Here is an 18,466-nt window from a genome sequence, read left to right as displayed (position 1 = left end):
AGGTGACCGCCATGACCGCTGCAGCTCCCGTCCTCACGCACCGCCGCAAGATGGTGATCTATGTCCTGGTGCTGGTGGGCATGTTCATGGCCTCGCTCGACATGCAGATCGTGGCGACGGCGCTGCCGACCATTGCGGCGGATCTGGGCAAGCTGGAACTGTTTGGCTGGGTGGGCGCGGCTTATCTGCTGGCGACGGCGGCGGTGACGCCATTCTATGGCAAGCTCGGTGACCTGTTCGGGCGCAAGAAGGTGTTCATGGTGGCGATCGGGCTGTTCGTGATCGGCTCGCTGGCCTGCGGTTTTGCCTGGTCGATGGAAAGCCTGATCACGGCGCGCGTGTTGCAGGGGCTGGGCGGCGGCGGGCTGATGACCTCGGCTTTCGGTATCATCGCGGACCTGTTCGAGCCGCGCGAGCGGGCGAAATACCAAGGCTACAGCTCGGCGGTGTTCACCCTCTCCGGGCTGATCGGGCCGGTGGCTGGCGGAGTGATCAGCCAGGCGATCGGGTGGGAATATATCTTTTTGATCAACCTGCCGATAGGCGTTGCGGTGATTGCCGTGTTGGCTTTGGTAATGCCGAGCTTTGAGACCGGGCGGCAGCCGAGCATTGATTATCCGGGCGGCCTGCTGCTGGCAGGCGCGGTGACTGCGACGGTGTTCTGGGCCGAGGAGGCGCTGGGCGGCGGCTATGGCGGAGTGATGGTTTACCTGCTGCCGGTGATCGCGCTTGCGGCGCTTGCCGCCTTTGTACTGGTGGAAAAGCGCGCGGTGGAGCCGATTGTGCCGCTGCATGTGTTGCGCAACAGGACCATTGCGCTGGCGCTGGTGATCTCGGTAATTTCGGGCGTGGCGACGCTGGGCATGCTCAACTATTTCGCGCTGTTCCTGCAGACGGTGACCGGGCTGCCGCCGGCCTATGCGGGGCTACTGTTCCTGCCCTCCTCGGTTGGCTCGCTCGTGGCCTCCATCGGGACTGGATATATCGTGGCGCGGACGGGGCGGTATAAGCCATTTCCGGTGGCGGCGATGGCGCTGGGCATTTTGGTGATGCTGGCGTTCTCAACGGTGCATGCCGCCACGCCGATCTGGGTGATCGGGATTTTGATGTTCTTCTTCTCGTTCTCAATCGGTCTGCAGATGCAGACGCTGATGGTGGCCGTGCAGTCTTCGGCGCCGCGCCGGGATGTGGGCGCTGCGACCGGGACGCTGACGCTGGCGCGGATGATCGGGGCCTCGCTGGGGCTGGCGGCCAATGGCGGGATATTGACGGCAGGGCTGTTGCGCAGTCAGACGGGGATCTCAGCGGAGACGCTGGCCGTGATGCCGGGGACGATGAGCGAGATGACGCCAGCGGCGATTGCCACCCTGCCCGCTGCTGCGGCGCAGGAAGTGGTGGAAGTGTTCGCGACGGCCTTCGGCTCGGTGTTCTATTTCGGGGCGGGGCTGTTTGTGGTGGGGCTGATCTGTGCGCTGTTCGTGGAGAACAAGAAACTGGAGCAGCACAAGGCTGAGCCGGGGCCGCAGGCGGCTGTGGCGGAATAGGCCATTCCACCCAACGGGTCACTTCCGCGAAAGCGGGAATGACATCGTGAGTGATCGGGCGTCTGATAGATCCGTCAGGTCTCTCTGGCGCGTTCCAGGATGCGTTTGCATTCCAGCAGTTCGCGCAGGACGTCGGAGAGCTTGTCGCGGGATTCGCGGTCGAGGGCGGGGCTCGCGTGCATGACGGCTTCTTCGATTTCGGCTTCGTCGCCGGCCTCTTCGGCCATTTCGATCAGGGGGAGCAGCTCTTCGACGGGGCGGCCTTCGCCCACGGCGATGACGTAGCGGCTGCCCTGGTCCTTGAGGATGCGCTGCACGCCCTTGATAGTGAAGCCCTGATCATAGAGCAGGTGACGGATGCCGCGGAGCAGGAGCACGTCTTCGGGACGGTAATAGCGGCGGCCGCCGCCGCGCTTCAGCGGCTTGATGGTCGCAAAGCGGGTTTCCCAGAAGCGCAGGACATGCTGTGGCAGGTCGAGCTCTTCGGCTGCTTCAGAGATGGTCCGGAATGCGTCTGGTGACTTATCCACGGTGGGCCATAGACTCGCTGAAATGCCTTATTTTCCAGCGCTGACCATAGACTTGTTGATTTTGGACTTCAACACGTTGCTGGGTTTGAACACAAGAACCTGTCGCGGAAGGATCGGAACCTCCTCGCCAGTCTTGGGGTTGCGGCCGATCCGCTCGTTTTTGGAGCGCACCTGAAACGAGCCGAAAGATGACAATTTGACATTGGCGCCCGTGATCAGGGCATCGCCGATCAGCTCGAGCACGCGCTCCACCAGCTCGGCCGACTCGGTTCGAGAAAGCCCAACGCTGCCGTAAACCGCTTCGGCCAGATCCGCACGTGTTACCGTCTTCTGCGTCATTCGCACCCCCGTGTTGCCAACAGGGCCAAATCCCCAGGCCGGGACGGCCAATGGCGTCCCTGATACACTTGTTCCAGCACCGCTCATCGAGAGCCGTGCCACACTGCGGGATCCTTCCCTACGCCCCAGCGCTTCCTGCCAATCCATTACGGGGCAGATTTCTGCGCGAGGTTTCCTCCGACGGCAAGGACACTAACGCCTTGAAACGGTTGAGGTCAATGCGCCCTTGGCGGTTACCAGCGAATAAGGGAGGCGCCCCAGGTGAAACCGCCGCCCATGGCTTCGAGCATGACCAGATCGCCCTGCTTGATGCGGCCATCGGCCACCGCAGCGCTGAGCGCCAGCGGCACGGAGGCCGCCGAGGTATTGGCGTGGCGATCGACCGTGACGACGACCTTCTCGGGCGGCAGGCCCAGCTTGGCCCCTGCCCCATCGATAATACGGCGATTGGCCTGATGGGGCACGAACCAGTCGAGATCGGCGACGGTGTAGCCGGTTTTCTCGAGGGTCGCGTAGACCACGTCGGTGATCTTGCCAACGGCGTGGCGGAAGACTTCAGGGCCCTGCATGTGGACGTGGCCGGTGGTGCCGGTGGAGGACGGGCCGCCATCGACATAGAGCTTGTCCCAATGATGGCCATCGGAGCGCAGTGCCGAGGCGAGCACGCCGCGTTCAGGCGCATCGTCGTCCAGTTCGACACGTTCCATGATGGCCGCGCCCGCGCCGTCGCCGAACAGCACGCAGGTGGTGCGGTCGGTCCAATCGAGAAGGCGCGAGAAGGTCTCGGCGCCAATGACCAGCGCCCGATTGGCCAGGCCATTCTTGAGGTAGCTATCGGCAGTGGCCACGGCATAGACAAAGCCCGAGCACACGGCCTGGATATCGAAGGCCATGCCGTGATGCATGCCCAGCTTCATCTGCACCAGAGTGGCAGCGGCCGGGAAGGTATAATCGGGCGTGGTGGTGGCGACGATGATCAGATCGATATCGTCGGGGGTAACGCCGGCATTGGCCATGGCCTGGCGGGCAGCCTCGACCGCAAGATCAGAGGTGAACTGACCTTCGGCCGCGATATGGCGCTCCTTGATGCCGACACGCTGTTGAATCCACTCATCGGACGTGTCGACCATGGTGGCCAACTCGGCATTGGTGAGGATTCGCTCAGGAAGATACCCGCCGACACCGCGGATGATGGAACGCGTCTTGGTCACGCCGGTTTTGCCTCAGATTCGGTCACATCTGCGGCTGGGGCCGCATGGACGGGAAAGCGCTTCATGGTTTCGCCGATCTTGTCGATCAGGTGGCTGCGCGCCATTTCATAGGACAGGCCCAGGGCACTCTTATAACCGATTTCGTCGGTGCCGCCGTGGGATTTAATGACAATGCCATTCAAACCCATGAACACACCGCCATTGACGGTGCGCGGGTCCATCTTACGGCGCAGGGCATTGAGCGCCGACATGGCGAAGAAAGCGCCGATGCGGCTCATCAGATTGGATTTGAGGGCGCTGCGCAGATAGGAGCTGACCTGGCGGGCAGTGCCCTCGGCGGTCTTGAGGGCGACATTGCCGACAAAGCCCTCGGTGACGACAACGTCCACCGTGCCCTTGCCAATATCGTCGCCTTCGACAAAGCCTTGATAGATGAAGCCGGCGCCGCTGGCCTGGGCCAGGATCTTGCCGGCATCCTTGATCGAATCGAGGCCCTTGACCTCTTCGGTGCCGACATTGAGCAGGCCCACAGTGGGTTGCTCGCTATCGAACAGGCAGCGGGCGAGCGCGGAGCCGAGAATCGCGTAATCGACCAATTGCTGGGCATCGGCGCCAATGGTGGCACCCATATCGAGCACGACGATGTCGCTGCGCAGAGTGGGCCAGATGGCGGCGATGCCGGGGCGAGAGATGCCTTCCATGGGGCGCAGGCAGAAGGTGGCCATGGCCATCAGCGCGCCGGTATTGCCGCCGGAAACGGCCACATCGGCCTCGCCATCCTTGACGGACTGAATGGCCATCCACATGGAGGAGGTGCCGCGGCCCTTGCGCAGAGCCTGGCTGGGCTTTTCGTCGCCGGCGATGACGACATCGCTATGGCGCACGATCGAGACAGGCTTGAGGGCCGGAAACTCTTCGAGCAGAGGAGCAATCTGCTCCTGCCGCCCATGGAAGATGAATTTGGTGTTCTTGCGCTCGCGCAGCGCCAGATAGGCCCCGTGGATCACCGCCCGTGGCGCGTTGTCCCCGCCCATGGCGTCCACTGAGATTGTAATCGTGTCGGTCATATTTGCCCGTAAGTCGACCCCGCAAGGGGCAGTGCCGCAACATATCCCATCACAGGGAGGGTGCAAGCCCAGCCAAGTGATCCGGCGGGCTTGATGAGGTGAGAAAGGGGCTTCCCTATGGCCGGATCATGCCTTTTCAGGCCCCGGCTTGAGCTTTTTGAGCCCGGCAAAGGGGCCGGTATCGGTTTCGTCGGGCAGAACGCCCAAGGCATCGAGGCTTTCCCCCGGCAGGCGCGGATAGGGATCGATGCCCAAAGCCAGCGTTTCGATCAGCAAGGGGCTGAGATCGACTTCGGGTCCATCGATGTGATCGGGAAAATCCTCATCGTCCAGATCGACGAAAACCTCGGAGCCGGGCGTGGGCTTATGGCTCTGGGCTTCCGGCAGGAAAACCCGATCGATGGGTTCATCGACCTCCTGAGTGACCGATTCGAAGGTGATAACGGAGGGTTGTACGATTCGCGCCCTTAGCCGGCCCTGGGCGCGCAGGCCGCCGCGCAGGGGCACGACGGTGAGTTCGGCGTAGAAGGCTTCGACGGCGGTGAGCTTGAGCAAGGCGGCCAATGCCTCGCGGGTCGCAGCATCGGGCGCGACCTTGATGGCGCGGCCGGTGGCGGGAAGCCGGTCGATGCGGACAATGGCGTCGAGCAAGGGCGTTTCCTTATGGGTCATGCAGCGGCCTCGAACCGGACGGCGCCGGCCATGATGGATTCGGCGGACTGAGCGGCAAGAGCATCGTCCTGCACAAACAGATAGGCGGCCAGCGCCTGAACATGGGCGCCGGATGCCCCGTCATATATATTGCGCGACAGCACGGCCTCAAGGGCGGCCGCATCGCGGCGATCCATGGCCTCGGTAAGGGCTGCGAGCAGCCCGAAAAAGATATTGCCCATTTTCTGGATTTTCTTGGGGACACCGATATCGCCCACGCCCATTTCGCGCAGGGAACGGTCCATATCCTTGAAGAACAGGTCGAACACAGCCTGGCTGAACGCTTTCTGACCACCCTGCTCTGCCCGCAGACGGCGGAACAATAGCGCCATATGCAGGCTGATCATGTCGAAACGACCGGTGACGGTATCGGGCACCTGCCAATCGGCATAGAAGAAAGGCTGCCGGGATTGCGCCACAATGGCGTTATAGACGGCGTAAACCGGCTCGGTGGCAGTGTTCTTGCGAAAGAGTGACAAGATCATGGGATTGCGCTCAATGGCTCGATCGTTTTAACAAGACACCCTGCCCGCCCAATGCCAGCTTGCCAGACCGACATGTTGGCGGCTACACATTCCGGCGGCCAGAGCGGGCCAAAGCCTTGTCGTCGTGCCTATAGTCGAGAGCCATCGGGGAAGTCAAATTCATGCCTCTGCGTACCGTTTCAGGTTCCATTGCCGCCGTCGCAGCGATTGCCGTCGTGCTGGCGGGTTGCAGCAGCAGCGGCACCCAACTGATCAGCCAGCGTACCCAGGGCTATGAAATCTCCGAAGCCGCGATGGCACAGATTCGCCCCGGCCAGAGCCAGGAACTGGTGACCATCGTGCTGGGCTCGCCGCAATCGACCAATACGTTTGGCGACCAATCGGCCTATTACTATGTCGAGACCAAGGTGCAGCAGACCGCGTTCGGGATGACCTCGATCAAGTCGCGCACGGTGCTGGCGATCTATTTCGACAAGAACAAGAAGGTTATCGACAAGGCGGTGTACACGGCTGCCGATGGCAAGACCGTGACGGTGGAAAGCCGCCGCACCCCTTCGTTTGGCGAGGACCGCACGTTTATCCAGCAGATTTTGCAGTCGTTCGGCGGGTAAGCCCAAACGACGATGTATTGAAAAAGCCCCGGTTTTGCCGGGGCTTTTTTGTTTTTTGTGAAGTGCGTTCAAAACGCGGTGTCATTCCCGCGAAAGCGGGAACCTCAGTTTTATTGCCGGCACTCCGGAACGGAGGTCCCCGCTTTCGCGGGGATGACATTGTGGGTGGGGCAACAGCTGCGGAATTCACCGAGGTGGTGGTCTGCGCCACTACCGCTTACTTGGTTTCGTTCAGGTCCGCCCCGGCTTCACGGGCGATGGCGTCCAGGGCGGCGTTGACCATACCGGTGGCGTCGTCTTCGTAGAAGGCCTTGGCCACGTCGATATATTCGGTGATGACGACGCGGGGCGGAATGTCCTTGCGGCGCAGCAGTTCGAAAGCAGCAGCGCGCAGGATGGCTCGCAGAGTGGCGTCGACACGCTCGACGGGCCAGCCATCGGCCAGGGCGCGATCGACGGCGGGGTCGATAGCCAGCTGGTGCTTGGTGACGCCAGAGACGATCTGGCGGAAGAAGTCAGCATCGGCGGGCAGATATTGCTCGCCTTCGATCTCGCGGCCGAGGTGGAAGCTGCCGAACTGGGCCAGCGTGTCTTCGAGCGTCGCCCGGCCGACATCCATCTGGTAAAGCGCCTGGACGGCGGCAAGGCGGGCAGCGCCACGCTGGTTGGCGGGGCGTTCGGATTGCGGGTCGCGTTTGGGAGCATCGGCCATTTAAGCGTTCAGCCGGATTTTGAGGGCGGCCATGGCCAGAGCCGCGCGGGCAGCGCCGCCGCCCTTGTCCTGCTCGGAAACGCGGGCGCGGGCCCAGGCCTGAGCCTCGTTTTCGACGGTGAGAATGCCATTGCCCAGCGGCAGGGCATCGACCACCGAAATCTCCATCAGCGCGCGGGCGCTTTCGTTGGAGACGATCTCGTAATGGGTGGTTTCGCCGCGGATAACGGTGCCCAGGGCGATAAAGCCGTCATAGTCGCCCGCTTCCATGGCCATGGAAATGGCAGCGGGGATTTCGAGGGCGCCGGGGACGGTCACCACGTCGAAGGTGGCGCCGGCAGCTTCAAGAGCGGCGGAAGCACCGGCCAGGAGTTCGTCAGCCAGCTCGACATAATAGCGGGCCTCGACGATGAGGAAGTGCTGGCCATCGGCGGAGCCGGGCTCGATGGGGAAGTTGGCGCCGTGAGAGGCCATGGGGCAGTCCTTATTTGCGGAAGTCGCCAAGCGTTTCAAATAGGCGCGCGGCATAGCGCGCCATGGGGTCGATCTCGATATTGACGCTGTCGCCAACCCCATAATCGCCCCAGGAGGTAACTTCAACCGTATAGGGGATCAAATGGACCGAGAAGCGGTTGCCTTCGACATCATTGACGGTGAGCGAAGTGCCATTGAGAGCCACGCTGCCCTTTTTGGCGATGAAGGGGGCAACGGCATCGGAAACGGCGAACGTATAGGTGATCTGCTCGCCGGTTTCTTTCTTATCGACGATTTCGGCCATGCCATCGATATGGCCGGAAACGATGTGTCCGCCCAGCTCGTCGCCGATCTTGAGGGAACGTTCGAGGTTTACCCGGCGGCCGGCCTGCCATTTGCCGACCTGGGTGACAGCGAGAGTCTCCAGCGCGGCGAAAACTTCGAACCAGTTCTGGCCGTTCTCATTGCCCTTATCGGTGACTGTGAGGCAGATGCCGTCATTCGTGATGGAGGCGCCCATATCAATGGAGGCTGCGTCATAGACCGTGCCGATGCGTAGCACGCGGCCGTCATTGCGATCTTCGACCTTGAGCAATTTGCCGACGTCGGTAACGATACCGGTGAACATGGGCAATCCTATATGTGAGTTGGCAGCACCATATAGCGAGGCAGAGGCGCCTGCGACTACTGAGAAATGGTTGAACGCCGTTCGAAGATGGTGAGCAGATCGTCGCCCAGTTGTTGACGGTCGATTTCGACGAGGTCGGCCGCTTCGAGCCGATCGGCCAGCGGGCCGCCGGAACTGGCGGGCAGACCGCCCTTGCCGATGGTCACCGGACTGGTCAAAAGGGCGAAACGGTCGATCAGCCCGGCGTCGAGCAGGGCCGCGGTGAGGCGGGCGCCAGGTTCGACCAGCAGGTTTTGGATGCCTTTGCCGGCGAGAGCAGTAAGCGCCAGGGCGAGGTCCGGGCGGCCCTTTTTGCCTTCGACGCGGATGACCTCGACGGACGGTGGCGCGTCCACCGGCGAGTCGGTTTCTGCAATGATTGCAAGGCGATGCGCGGAGAAGCGATCAACCAGATTCACCTTGCGATCGATCCCTTTGGCGCCAGCCAGGATGACGCGAAGCGGGCTGCGATTTTCGAGGCCCGGCAGGCGGACGGTGAGTTGGGGATCGTCGAGGCGCGCGGTGGAGGCGCCGATGAGAATGGCTTCGGAGCGCGCGCGCTGCAGATGCGTCCAGTCGCGGGCGGCCTCGCCGGTGATGGCGACATTGCCCTGGCCTTTGCGGCCAATCATGCCATCGGCAGAGACGGCGAGCTTGGCGGTGACGAAGGGGCGCCCAGCCCCGTGGCGCATGGCATGGCCGGCATGCAAGGCGCGGGAAGGTGCGTGATCGGCCAGGATGACTTCGATTCCGGCCGATTCGAGGCGGCGGATGCTCTCGCCGGCCGTGCGCGGATCGGGATCGCCAGTGCCGATAACGACGCGCAGTACGCCGGAGCGGATCACCGCATCGACGCAAGGCGGGGTGCGGCCCCAATGGTGGCAGGGCTCAAGCGTGACATAGAGGGTGCGGCCCGAGGCTTCAAAGCCAGCGGCCTCCAGCGCCTGCGACTCGGCGTGAGGGCGGCCGCCCTTGGCGGTGACGGCGCGGGAAATCAGCGTCTGGTTGACCGGATCGACGACGAGTGCGGCGACGGTGGGATTGTCAGCGGTGGTGCCGAGATAGGGCAAGGCATGGCGGACGGCGGCATCAAGCCAGCGGATATCCTCGGGGCTGGGCCCGCTCAATCGTCCTGATCCTGCACAATGCCCTTGCCGGAGGCGAGTTCGGTGAGGAAGGAACGGAAATCGTCGGCGGCGGAGAAGTTTTTATAAACCGAGGCGAAGCGAACGAAGGCTACATCATCGAGACCCTTGAGGCCTTCCATGACATATTCCCCGATCTGGTCGGAGGTGACTTCGACTTCGCCCAGGCTTTCGAGCTGGCGGACAATGCCGGAGATCATTCGTTCGGTGCGGTCTGGATCGACCGAGCGCTTGCGCAGGGCGGTATAGACCGAACGCGAGAGCTTTTCGCGGTCGAAGGGGACTTTGCGGCCCGATTTCTTGACCACGGTCAGATCGCGCAGTTGCACGCGCTCGAAGGTGGTGAAGCGGCCGCCGCAGCCATTGCAGACGCGGCGGCGCCGGATGGCACCGGAATCCTCGGTGGGACGGCTGTCCTTGACCTGCGTATCGTCGTTGCCGCAATAAGGACAGCGCATCCTCAGCCCTTACGTTGTGTGATCATTTGGGCCATGACGGCCTGCAAATGGCGCGTTTCTGCGCTTCCGGTGCTCACGTGCTGAAAGCACGCTCCGCTCCGGTTCTCAAAACCCGCCATTTTCGTCTCATCCTGGCCCAACTGCTGCACACAACTAGTTTGCGTAGATCGGGAAGCGCGCGGTGAGCGCCTTGACCTTGTCGCGTACGGCGGCCTCGACCTGGGCATTGCCCTCATCGGAATTGGCCTCGCGCAGACCATCGAGCACTTCAACGATCAGGCTGCCGATTTCCTGGAATTCGGCGACGCCGAAGCCACGGGTGGTGCCGGCTGGCGTGCCCAGACGAATACCCGAGGTAACGAAGGGCTTTTCCGGGTCGAAGGGAATGCCGTTTTTGTTGCAGGTGATGAAAGCACGGCCGAGGCCCTGCTCCGCACGCTTGCCGGTGGCATTCTTCTTGCGCAGGTCGACCAGCATCAAATGGTTATCGGTGCCGCCGGAGACGACATCGAGGCCATGCGACTTGAGCGTTTCGGCCAAAGCGCGGGCATTATCGACGACCTGACGGGCGTAAGCTTTGAATTCGGGCTGCAGTGCTTCCTTGAAGGCGACTGCCTTGGCGGCGATCACATGCATCAGGGGGCCGCCCTGCAGGCCCGGGAACACCGCCGAATTGATCTTTTTGGCGATATCCTCGTCATTGGAGAGGATCATGCCGCCGCGTGGGCCGCGCAGGGATTTATGCGTGGTGGTGGTGGTGACATGGGCATGGGGCACGGGCGAAGGATGCACGCCACCGGCAACCAGACCCGCAATGTGGGCCATGTCGACCATGAGATAGGCGCCAACAGAATCGGCGATCTGGCGGAAACGGGCCCAATCCCAAACGCGGGAATAGGCGGTGCCGCCTGCCAGAATCAGCTTGGGCTTGTGCTCATGAGCAAGCCGTTCGACTTCATCCATATCGAGCAAGTGATCGTCGCGGCGCACGCCATAGGAGACGACGTTGAACCACTTGCCGGACATATTGACGGGCGAGCCATGGGTGAGGTGACCACCCGAGTTCAGATCGAGGCCCATAAAGGTGTCGCCCGGCTGCAGCAGCGCGAGGAACACGGCCTGGTTCATCTGCGAACCCGAATTGGGCTGCACATTGGCGAAAGCGGCACCGAACAGCTGCTTGGCGCGCTCAATGGCCAGAGTTTCGGCCACGTCGACGAACTGGCAACCACCGTAGTAGCGCTTGCCGGGATAGCCTTCCGCATACTTGTTGGTCATGATCGAACCCTGGGCTTCGAGCACGGCGCGGGAGACGATGTTCTCGGACGCGATCAGCTCGATTTCGTGCTGCTGGCGGCCCAGTTCGTCATTGATGGCGCCCGCAATCTCGGGATCGATCTCGGCAAGATTGGCGGAAAAGAACTTCGGAAAGAGCGGAAGAGAGGTCGCAGCGCTCATGGGCTTAACTCCAGGGCGATCCCAACATGTGGTGTCGGAAGGATGATATGGGCGCAGCCTCTAGCACGAACCGCCGGTTCAATCCATGCATTGTGAAGGGTATTTCGTTCCTTAACGCAACCTATGCGCAAGCTTCCGCATTTAGCGGTGAGGCCGGGCTAATCTAGCGGCGGGGCGGTATGGAGAACTTGAAAATGAACGTCAATTTTGGAAAGATCGCAGCAACCATCGTTGCCGGCGCCGTTGTTCTGACAACCGCAATGCCGGCCTCTGCCCAAGGCTGGATTCAAAAAGGCGGTAATTGGTCGCAGCGCGATCGGGTAATCATGAGCTATTGCGACCGCAACCCAAGGGACCGCGACTGCCGCGGGTATTATGGAGGCGGCTGGAGGGACCACGATTACGATACCTTCTATCGCAGTCGCCGCAACTCACTGGACGGCATCGCCGCCGGCCTGTTCGGCTTTGGCTTCGGGGCGCTGCTAGGCGGCGCGATCGCCAACCAGAACAACAACAACAATTATGGCGGCCAGCCGGTATATGGCGGTGGATCGTACCGGGCCCACGTGCAGGCGTGTTATGCGCGCTATCGCTCGTATGACGAGCAGACCAATACGTTCATGGGTTATGACGGCATTCGTCGACAGTGCCAGCTTTAATTGCGTAAGGGCTAGAACAACCGCTTTTCTGGCGCCGGGGCTTCGGTTTGGAGCTTCCGGCGCAATTTGGCGAGGGCGAGTTGTTGCATCTGATGGCGAGTTGCCGATACGGGGGTAATCACCACCACTTCGGTGCCACTCGTGCTATCGATGGCCGCGACGCGCATTTGCTGGCCGAGCTGGACGAATTCAAACAGAACTTCACCTTGCGGCATGGGCACGGCCCCTAGTTTGCCGGTGAAGCTTGCCCGATTCCTGTAGAAACGAAAACGCCCTCCAGATGGAGGGCGTTTTGCGTTGGGTGAGACCTGGACTTTAGGCGTCGAAGGTGACTTTGCCCTGGGCGTCGAATTCGTAAACGTCGTCGCGGAAGCTGACGGTGCCCTGCTTGTTGGCCCAGGCAGTGATGTAGGTGGTGTGCAGCGGCACGCGGGCCTTGCACTCGACATCGAGGCGCTGCAGGGATTCGAAGGTCATGTCGACCTTGTTCTGATCCCAATCGCCATTGTCGCGCAGCAGCCAGTTGACCAGTTGGTTGACACCCTCGACGCGCACACAGCCTGAAGAATGGAAGCGGGCGTTTTCGCCGAACAGCGCCTTGGAGGGGGTGTCGTGCAGGTAGCAATCGTAGGGATTGTAGAAGTTGATCTTGCAATGGCCCATGGAATTGGCCGCGCCCGGTTCCTGGCGGTACATGTAATTGACCGCGTTGCCGATATTGGTCCAATCGATGGTGGAGGGCGAAATTTCGTTGCCGCTGCCGTCGTAGATATGGATGTTCTGTTCGGCCAGGTAGTTCGGATTTTCCTGCATGTATTTGGTCAGGTCGCGCTCGACCAGTGACTTGGGCACATGCCAATAGGGATTGAAATTGATCTGGCTGACCTTGCTGGCCATTATCGGGGTGGCGCGATCGACGCGGCCGACAACGGCAGTGTGGCGCTGCTCGACCATGCCGCCGGCGACGGCTTCGATGGTGGCGGCCGGAATATTGACCACGACATAGCGTTCGCTGAGGTTCGCCGCCATGGTCTGGACGCGCTGAGCGTTCAGATAGAGCTGGTTGAGGCGGGTCTGGGCCGGCACCGATAGTGCATACCAAGTGGCTTCATCGACCTCGCCATTGACGACCAGGCCATGGCGGGCCTGGAAAGCACGAATGCCAGCATCGGCGGGAGCGTCGATCATATCGCTGACGCTTTCGACCATTGCCATATCGCCTGAGGAAATCAGGCGGCGCTTGAGCGCGATGGCGGCCTTGCGCGATTCACCCAGCTTGAGGCCATATGCTTCCTGCGGGGTTTCTTCCCAGCCGCCGGCAGCGACGAAGGGCTCGTATTGGGAAATCGCCAGTTGCAGATTGTAAGCCGTGTCGTAGGACAGGATCGGCTCATTGGTGGCAATCAACGCCTGGGCGGCGGCCGTATTGCCGTTCTGATCAACATTGCGCAGGACACGGTTGCGATCGAACATATCCCAGAAGGAATCCTGGGCCCGCACCACTGAAGGCATGGCCAGGGCAGCACCGCTCACAGCCATGGATTGAAGAAGAGAACGACGATTCAATCGCATCAAGTCACCCGAAATATTCAGCCCGCCGCATCAAAGCGGCTTTTACCATCGCGTCCCGCCCGTCACAACGCAGTCAAGCGAGTGTGAACCTTTGGACTTCGTATACCAAGAATAGGCGGGAAATGGTTTCAAACCACGTAACAACGGCAAATGATGGTCATTTGCGGCTGAAATAAGAAACGCCAGCACTGAGGCTGGCGTTTGCTTGGTGATGTGGCAGGAGGGCAACAACCACCCTGCCCCGCAGTTTGGTCGATATCAGAGCTTATAGAGGATCTGATCGACCCAGAAGCGCTCGAGACGGGCCAGCGCCTTGTTGAGGCCGTCGAATTCGTCATCGCCCAGGCCACCAACCTTGTCGATCGACTTGAGGTGACGGTCATAAAGCTCGTCGATGACTTCGGCCACTTCCTCGCCCTTGGGGGTCAGCTTAATGCGGACCGAACGGCGGTCGGAACGGGAGCGTTCCTGGAAGATATAACCGGTCTCGACCAGTTTCTTGAGATTATACGAGACATTGGAACCCAGATAATAGCCCCGCGACCGCAGTTCGCCAGCTGTCAACTCGGCATCGCCGATATTGAACATCAACAGCGCCTGAACGGGATTGATGTCATCCCAGCCCATGCGGTCGAACTCATCCTTGATGAGATCGAGCAGGCGGCGGTGCAGACGTTCGACGCGCGAAACAGCTTCGAGATAAAGCGGCTTCAGGCTCTGGGGACGGTCCGGGGACATAGCCTCGGCTGCGTTGGATTTGATCGCCATTTGTGCCTCACTGTTCATCAGTTCGTGCGATTTTTCGCATCTCATGAGGCCAAACTACGGCGCCCCGACTAAGATCGCCCTAAGCCACACGCTTAAAACTATCTTACTGGAATACAATGAGAATTTGGCTTAATTCTTCGTATCACCTGGTGATAAAATTGTAACCTTACCGAGGTGTGACGGGCGCGGGAGAGCTTGGCCACCCACGCCCGCACCAGCTAGGCCGGATTGAAGAACGGCCGGGCGAAAGCGAGCTTGAGCAGTAGCATGCCGGCTACGGCAACAGCCTGCCCCAGCACCAGAAATAGACCCAACTGTCCCATCTGGCTGGCATAGAGCGCGGCGAGCGCGACGCTGCCGGCGACCCATAGGGCATCCCCTGCGACATGGGTGGCGAGGATGGCAGGCGTTAGCCGCTGGACACGGGCTGTCATTAAATTGAACGCGGCCCAAGGGAGCAGGATGACGCCGAGAGCGATGAGAAGAGCCGGGGGCAAGGTCCAGCCGATGAGCGCCGTGAGGGGTGCCGCGGCAGCGATAAGGACAGCTCCGAGGACGAGGCAGGCGGCGGTGTCTGCGAGGTAGACCAAGCGGGGGTGAAGGTTAAGATCAGGCATTGGATGTCTCCTTGTCGGTGTGTTCGATGGACATGAGACTGGCGAATGGACGTAATGCTCTCAATTACCTCACAGGTAATGGAATTGCGGCGCTATCCTGGGCCATAAGGAAGAGGACAGGAGAGCGCGGCATGATCGGGCAGATGTTGCGGGATTGGCGAGGCTTGCGCGGCATGAGCCAGATGGAGCTGGCGCTGAACGCTGAAGTATCATCGCGGCACATCTCGTTTCTGGAATCGGAACGCGCCAAGCCTAGCGCCGAGATGGTGTTGCGGCTGGCGGAGGCGCTGGCCATGCCGCTGCGGGAACGCAATGCACTATTGGTTGCCGCCGGCTTTGCTCCGCAATATGGCGAGAGCGACTGGCAGGGCGAGCAGATGGCCGAAGTGCGGCAGGCGGCGGGGATGATCCTTGCGGCGCATGCGCCCAATCCGGCGCTGGTGCTGGATGCCGCCTTTACGATTCTGGATGCCAATGCGGCGGGGCTAGCGCTGACGGGTGGCGAGCGGGACACTTTGGGCCGGGTCAATCTGGTCGATCTGGTGTTTACCCCCGGGCCGCTGCGCGAGAGCATCGTCAATTGGCAGGAAGTGGCGGGTTACCTGCTGCACCGGATGCGAGAGGGCGTGCGCTTGCGCGGGCCGCATTCGGGCATGGCCAAGGTGTTGCGGCGGGCGCGGCAGCAGCCGGGCGTGGATGGGCTGGTGCAAGTGCATGGCGGGATGGGGACGGTGTTGCTGCCGGTGGTGATCAACGCCGGTGGGATCACGGCACGGTGGTTTACGACCGTCACCACCTTTGGCGCGCCGCAGGACGCGCTGGCTGAGGAAATCACCATCGAGCAATTCCACCCAGCCTGAGGCTTAGCCCCTGCACTCAGGTGAGTTCCTCGGCGAGGCCGATGAGGAGCCCTTCGGGCCCGCGGATGTAGCAGAGGCGATACACGTTCTCATACTGGACGACGTCGCCGACGAGCTGCGCGCCGCGATTGCGAAGTCTTTCCACCGTCTCGTCGATGTCGGTCACAGTGAACATGGCGCGGAGATAGCCAAGGGCATTGACCGGGGCGGTGCGGTGATCGGCGATGACAGCGGGCCTGATGAAGCGGGACAGCTCTAGCCGGCTATGGCCATCTGGCGTGCGCATCATGGCCACTTCGACCTGCTGGTCGCCCAATCCGGTGACACGTCCGGCCCATTCGCCTTCGATCGTGCCGCGCCCTTCAAGCTCCAGGCCGAGTTCGCGGAAGAACTCAACGGTTGTTTCTAGGTCTTCGACAACGATGCCTACATTGTCCATCCGTTTGAGTGCCATGTGTCCAATCTCCAAGCGGTTGATCGAGGGCTAGTCCGTGGCGCGAGCGCGGCGCATGCGCAGCCGCAGGAAGAAGATGATGAGGATGGAGGCGACCAAGACCAGCCGGATGGCAAAGCCGAAGGCGGTCATCTGCACATCGGAATTGCCGGCCAGATAGAGGGCGAGTTCGACCCCGGTAGCGCCAACGAGCAGGACGGCGCCCCAGCTGGCCCTGATCCACAGCCCGACCGCTGCGAAGAGGCGCGCCAGGCAGAAAATGGCCAGATAGATGAAGCCCGCCGTGCCTAAGGTGGTCAGGGGGCTGGTAGCGCCAGTATTGACGCCGAGCAGGCGCGCCGCATCATTGAGCCCGAGCAGCAGGCTGATAATGGCGACGATGCGGATGTAGATGCCGATGGCGGGGGCGTTGAAATCCATGGCGGGTTTCTACCCCTTGAAGCCAGATGCGACAAGCCGGACCTTGGAGCGGCCCCCTGCCTTTGATACATGAAGCCCAACCAAGGAGCAGACGATGGCCGAGCACTGGAACAAGCACGACATGGACTTCCTGGGCGGCCGCCGGTTGCGACGCAGCCGCCGGACCGATTGGAGCCGATCCATGGTGCGCGAGACCGTGTTGACGCCGGCCGATCTGATCTGGCCATTGTTTGTCATCGAAGGGCAGAATGAGAAGACACAGATCAAGTCCATGCCGGGCGTGGAGCGGCTGAGTGTCGACCTGTGCGTTGAGGCGGCGCGGGCGGCACGTGACGCGGGGATTCCGGCGCTGGCGCTGTTTCCCAATACGCCGGACCATTTGCGCAGCGAGAATGCGGCGGAAGCCTATAACCCCGACAATCTGATGTGCCGGGCGCTGAGCGCCATCAAGAGTGCGGTGCCCGATATCGGGCTGATCACCGATGTGGCGTTGGATGAGTACTCGAGCGACGGCCAGGACGGCTTGGTGCGCGACGGAGAAATCCTCAACGACGAGACCATCACCGTGATGGCGCGCTCCGCCATCGTGCAGGCCAAGGCGGGAGCGGACATCATTGCGCCATCGGACATGATGGATGGGCGCGTGGGGGCGATCCGCGAAGTGCTGGATGGCGAAGGGTTCGACCAGGTCCAGATCATGTCGTATGCGGCCAAATATGCCTCGTGCTTTTACGGGCCATTCCGCGAAGCGGTGGGCTCCGGCAGCCGGTTGCGGGGCGACAAGCGGACCTACCAGATGGATTTCGCCAATTCCGACGAGGCGCTGCGGGAAATCGCTGCGGATATCGAGGAAGGCGCCGACAGCATCATGGTCAAGCCTGGCCTGCCCTATCTGGATATCGTGCGGCGGGCCAAGGACAATTTCAATGTGCCGATCTACGCGTACCAGGTGAGCGGGGAATACGCGATGATCGAGTTCGCGGCGGCAGCGGGTGCACTGGACCGGACGCGGGCCATTCATGAGAGCCTGCATGCGTTCAAGCGGGCTGGGGCGAATGGGGTGTTGACGTATTTCGCGCTGGAAGTGGCGCGAGAATTGGGGCGCTGACCCCCCAGGCACATTTTAGTGGCTTGGCCTCTTGCAGAGGGGCAAGGTCATAACAATGTTTCGGTCATGAACCAGACCCAGACTGCCCGCCCCCTGTTGCCCGACCCGGAAACTGCGCCCGAGCTGTTTGACGGTGTGCTGACGCGCCGTGCCCTGGCATTCGTCATCGATCTGGCGATCATGGGCATGTTGATGCTGATGTTTGGCCTCGTCGGGCTGGTAGCCGGGTTTCTGACCTTCGGGCTGGCCTGGCTGGCGCTGGTTTTTCTCGTGCCGGCAACGGTGCTGTTTTACTATGGCGTGACGCTGGGCTCGAATAGCCGGGCGACGCTGGGCATGCGGATGATGGACCTGGTGCTAACTCCGACCCGTGGGCAGCCGCTTGATGGTTGGATGGCGATTATCCATGCGGGCCTGTTCTGGGTCACGTTCTGGATTTCCTGGCCCGTTTCGCTGCTGTTCGCACTGTTCACCCCGCGCCGGCAGATGATTCATGATTTGATCGTGGGCACACTGATGGTCCGCCGCTCGCCGATGACCCGGCATTGGCGCGCTTACAATGGGCGGAGCCAACAGGCGTATTGAGCGTTGCTTGG

At 61.6% G+C, this 18,466-nt stretch carries 24 protein-coding genes; 6 read left to right on the top strand and 18 right to left on the bottom strand.

Going from position 1 to position 18,466, the window contains the following annotated elements:
* Positions 1–11: 11 nt before the first annotated feature.
* Positions 12–1,544, top strand: coding sequence for an MDR family MFS transporter (locus tag ACI3KW_RS19645; protein ID WP_404849495.1), 1,533 nt, complete (start codon positions 12–14; stop codon positions 1,542–1,544).
* 74 nt (positions 1,545–1,618) lie between these two features.
* Here the strand turns inward: ACI3KW_RS19645 and ACI3KW_RS19640 are convergent, their stop codons facing one another.
* The 6 genes from ACI3KW_RS19640 to ACI3KW_RS19615 all read right to left on the bottom strand — a co-directional run bounded on the left by ACI3KW_RS19640 (position 1,619) and on the right by ACI3KW_RS19615 (position 5,887).
* Positions 1,619–2,074, bottom strand: a complete 456-nt coding sequence (locus ACI3KW_RS19640; RefSeq protein WP_113121492.1) for a MerR family transcriptional regulator — start codon at positions 2,072–2,074, stop codon at positions 1,619–1,621.
* Between the two features lie 27 nt (positions 2,075–2,101).
* On the bottom strand, positions 2,102–2,413 hold the full coding sequence (locus tag ACI3KW_RS19635; RefSeq protein ID WP_035097678.1) for an integration host factor subunit alpha: 312 nt from the start codon (positions 2,411–2,413) through the stop codon (positions 2,102–2,104).
* 233 nt (positions 2,414–2,646) lie between these two features.
* Positions 2,647–3,624, bottom strand: coding sequence for a beta-ketoacyl-ACP synthase III (locus ACI3KW_RS19630; RefSeq protein ID WP_404849494.1), 978 nt, complete (start codon positions 3,622–3,624; stop codon positions 2,647–2,649).
* Positions 3,621–4,691 carry a phosphate acyltransferase PlsX gene (plsX, locus tag ACI3KW_RS19625; protein WP_404849493.1) on the bottom strand — a complete coding sequence of 357 codons (1,071 nt, stop codon included), beginning with the start codon at positions 4,689–4,691 and terminating at the stop codon, positions 3,621–3,623. Before plsX ends, ACI3KW_RS19630 begins: the two co-directional genes overlap by 4 nt.
* 126 nt (positions 4,692–4,817) lie before the next feature.
* Positions 4,818–5,363 carry a YceD family protein gene (locus tag ACI3KW_RS19620; protein WP_404849492.1) on the bottom strand — a complete coding sequence of 182 codons (546 nt, stop codon included), beginning with the start codon at positions 5,361–5,363 and terminating at the stop codon, positions 4,818–4,820.
* Positions 5,360–5,887, bottom strand: coding sequence for a ubiquinol-cytochrome C chaperone family protein (locus ACI3KW_RS19615; protein ID WP_404849491.1), 528 nt, complete (start codon positions 5,885–5,887; stop codon positions 5,360–5,362). The genes ACI3KW_RS19620 and ACI3KW_RS19615 overlap by 4 nt, the downstream gene beginning before the upstream one ends.
* A gap of 161 nt (positions 5,888–6,048) precedes the next feature.
* On the opposite strand from ACI3KW_RS19615, the gene ACI3KW_RS19610 reads away from it, so the two are divergent.
* Positions 6,049–6,498: an outer membrane protein assembly factor BamE gene (locus ACI3KW_RS19610; protein WP_113121497.1), complete on the top strand. Its 450-nt coding sequence runs from the start codon at positions 6,049–6,051 to the stop codon at positions 6,496–6,498.
* 217 nt (positions 6,499–6,715) lie between these two features.
* On the opposite strand, the gene nusB is transcribed toward ACI3KW_RS19610, so the two are convergent.
* The 6 genes from nusB to glyA form a co-directional block, all read right to left on the bottom strand.
* Positions 6,716–7,210 carry a transcription antitermination factor NusB gene (nusB, locus tag ACI3KW_RS19605; protein WP_113121498.1) on the bottom strand — a complete coding sequence of 165 codons (495 nt, stop codon included), beginning with the start codon at positions 7,208–7,210 and terminating at the stop codon, positions 6,716–6,718.
* Positions 7,211–7,684: a 6,7-dimethyl-8-ribityllumazine synthase gene (locus tag ACI3KW_RS19600; protein WP_404849490.1), complete on the bottom strand. Its 474-nt coding sequence runs from the start codon at positions 7,682–7,684 to the stop codon at positions 7,211–7,213. It abuts the gene before it with no gap.
* 10 nt (positions 7,685–7,694) lie between these two features.
* Positions 7,695–8,312, bottom strand: coding sequence for a riboflavin synthase (locus ACI3KW_RS19595; RefSeq protein ID WP_404849489.1), 618 nt, complete (start codon positions 8,310–8,312; stop codon positions 7,695–7,697).
* 56 nt (positions 8,313–8,368) lie between these two features.
* Complete coding sequence (gene ribD, locus ACI3KW_RS19590; RefSeq protein WP_404849488.1) at positions 8,369–9,478, bottom strand: bifunctional diaminohydroxyphosphoribosylaminopyrimidine deaminase/5-amino-6-(5-phosphoribosylamino)uracil reductase RibD; 1,110 nt, start codon at positions 9,476–9,478, stop codon at positions 8,369–8,371.
* Entirely contained in the window at positions 9,475–9,954 is a 480-nt protein-coding gene (nrdR, locus tag ACI3KW_RS19585) for a transcriptional regulator NrdR (RefSeq protein ID WP_113121502.1), read from the bottom strand. The genes ribD and nrdR overlap by 4 nt, the downstream gene beginning before the upstream one ends.
* A 153-nt stretch (positions 9,955–10,107) precedes the next feature.
* On the bottom strand, positions 10,108–11,412 hold the full coding sequence (gene glyA, locus ACI3KW_RS19580; RefSeq protein WP_404849487.1) for a serine hydroxymethyltransferase: 1,305 nt from the start codon (positions 11,410–11,412) through the stop codon (positions 10,108–10,110).
* Positions 11,413–11,606: 194 nt separating this feature from the next.
* Here glyA and ACI3KW_RS19575 point away from each other — a divergent pair, with 194 nt between their 5' ends.
* On the top strand, positions 11,607–12,071 hold the full coding sequence (locus ACI3KW_RS19575) for a BA14K family protein (RefSeq protein ID WP_404849486.1): 465 nt from the start codon (positions 11,607–11,609) through the stop codon (positions 12,069–12,071).
* 11 nt (positions 12,072–12,082) lie between these two features.
* Here ACI3KW_RS19575 and ACI3KW_RS19570 read toward each other — a convergent pair whose 3' ends face one another.
* From ACI3KW_RS19570 to ACI3KW_RS19555, 4 genes are all read right to left on the bottom strand, one after another.
* Positions 12,083–12,286 carry a DUF6898 family protein gene (locus ACI3KW_RS19570; RefSeq protein WP_404849485.1) on the bottom strand — a complete coding sequence of 68 codons (204 nt, stop codon included), beginning with the start codon at positions 12,284–12,286 and terminating at the stop codon, positions 12,083–12,085.
* 100 nt (positions 12,287–12,386) lie between these two features.
* Entirely contained in the window at positions 12,387–13,544 is a 1,158-nt protein-coding gene (locus ACI3KW_RS19565; RefSeq protein WP_262168424.1) for a murein L,D-transpeptidase, read from the bottom strand.
* A 357-nt stretch (positions 13,545–13,901) separates the two neighbouring features.
* Positions 13,902–14,411, bottom strand: coding sequence for a transcriptional regulator LdtR (gene ldtR / locus ACI3KW_RS19560; protein ID WP_035097704.1), 510 nt, complete (start codon positions 14,409–14,411; stop codon positions 13,902–13,904).
* 218 nt (positions 14,412–14,629) lie between these two features.
* Positions 14,630–15,028: a hypothetical protein gene (locus ACI3KW_RS19555; protein WP_404849484.1), complete on the bottom strand. Its 399-nt coding sequence runs from the start codon at positions 15,026–15,028 to the stop codon at positions 14,630–14,632.
* A gap of 131 nt (positions 15,029–15,159) precedes the next feature.
* On the opposite strand from ACI3KW_RS19555, the gene ACI3KW_RS19550 reads away from it, so the two are divergent.
* On the top strand, positions 15,160–15,888 hold the full coding sequence (locus ACI3KW_RS19550) for a helix-turn-helix domain-containing protein (RefSeq protein ID WP_404849483.1): 729 nt from the start codon (positions 15,160–15,162) through the stop codon (positions 15,886–15,888).
* 16 nt (positions 15,889–15,904) lie between these two features.
* Here ACI3KW_RS19550 and ACI3KW_RS19545 read toward each other — a convergent pair whose 3' ends face one another.
* Both ACI3KW_RS19545 and ACI3KW_RS19540 read right to left on the bottom strand, forming a co-directional pair.
* Positions 15,905–16,342, bottom strand: a complete 438-nt coding sequence (locus ACI3KW_RS19545; protein WP_404849482.1) for a VOC family protein — start codon at positions 16,340–16,342, stop codon at positions 15,905–15,907.
* A 30-nt stretch (positions 16,343–16,372) separates the two neighbouring features.
* Positions 16,373–16,762 (bottom strand): hypothetical protein, encoded by a 390-nt coding sequence (locus tag ACI3KW_RS19540; RefSeq protein WP_262168431.1) that lies wholly within the window; start codon positions 16,760–16,762, stop codon positions 16,373–16,375.
* A gap of 94 nt (positions 16,763–16,856) precedes the next feature.
* Here ACI3KW_RS19540 and hemB point away from each other — a divergent pair, with 94 nt between their 5' ends.
* Together hemB and ACI3KW_RS19530 are read left to right on the top strand one after the other, a co-directional pair.
* Positions 16,857–17,870: a porphobilinogen synthase gene (hemB, locus tag ACI3KW_RS19535; protein ID WP_404849481.1), complete on the top strand. Its 1,014-nt coding sequence runs from the start codon at positions 16,857–16,859 to the stop codon at positions 17,868–17,870.
* A gap of 66 nt (positions 17,871–17,936) precedes the next feature.
* Positions 17,937–18,455, top strand: a complete 519-nt coding sequence (locus ACI3KW_RS19530; protein WP_404849480.1) for an RDD family protein — start codon at positions 17,937–17,939, stop codon at positions 18,453–18,455.
* Positions 18,456–18,466 lie beyond the last annotated feature (11 nt).

Source organism: Devosia sp. ZW T5_3, from assembly GCF_044987315.1.
In the GTDB taxonomy this organism is placed as follows: Bacteria; Pseudomonadota; Alphaproteobacteria; order Rhizobiales; family Devosiaceae; genus Devosia.
The sequence above is the reverse complement of the archived record's forward strand: the minus strand, read 5'-3'. Positions and strand labels throughout refer to the sequence as shown.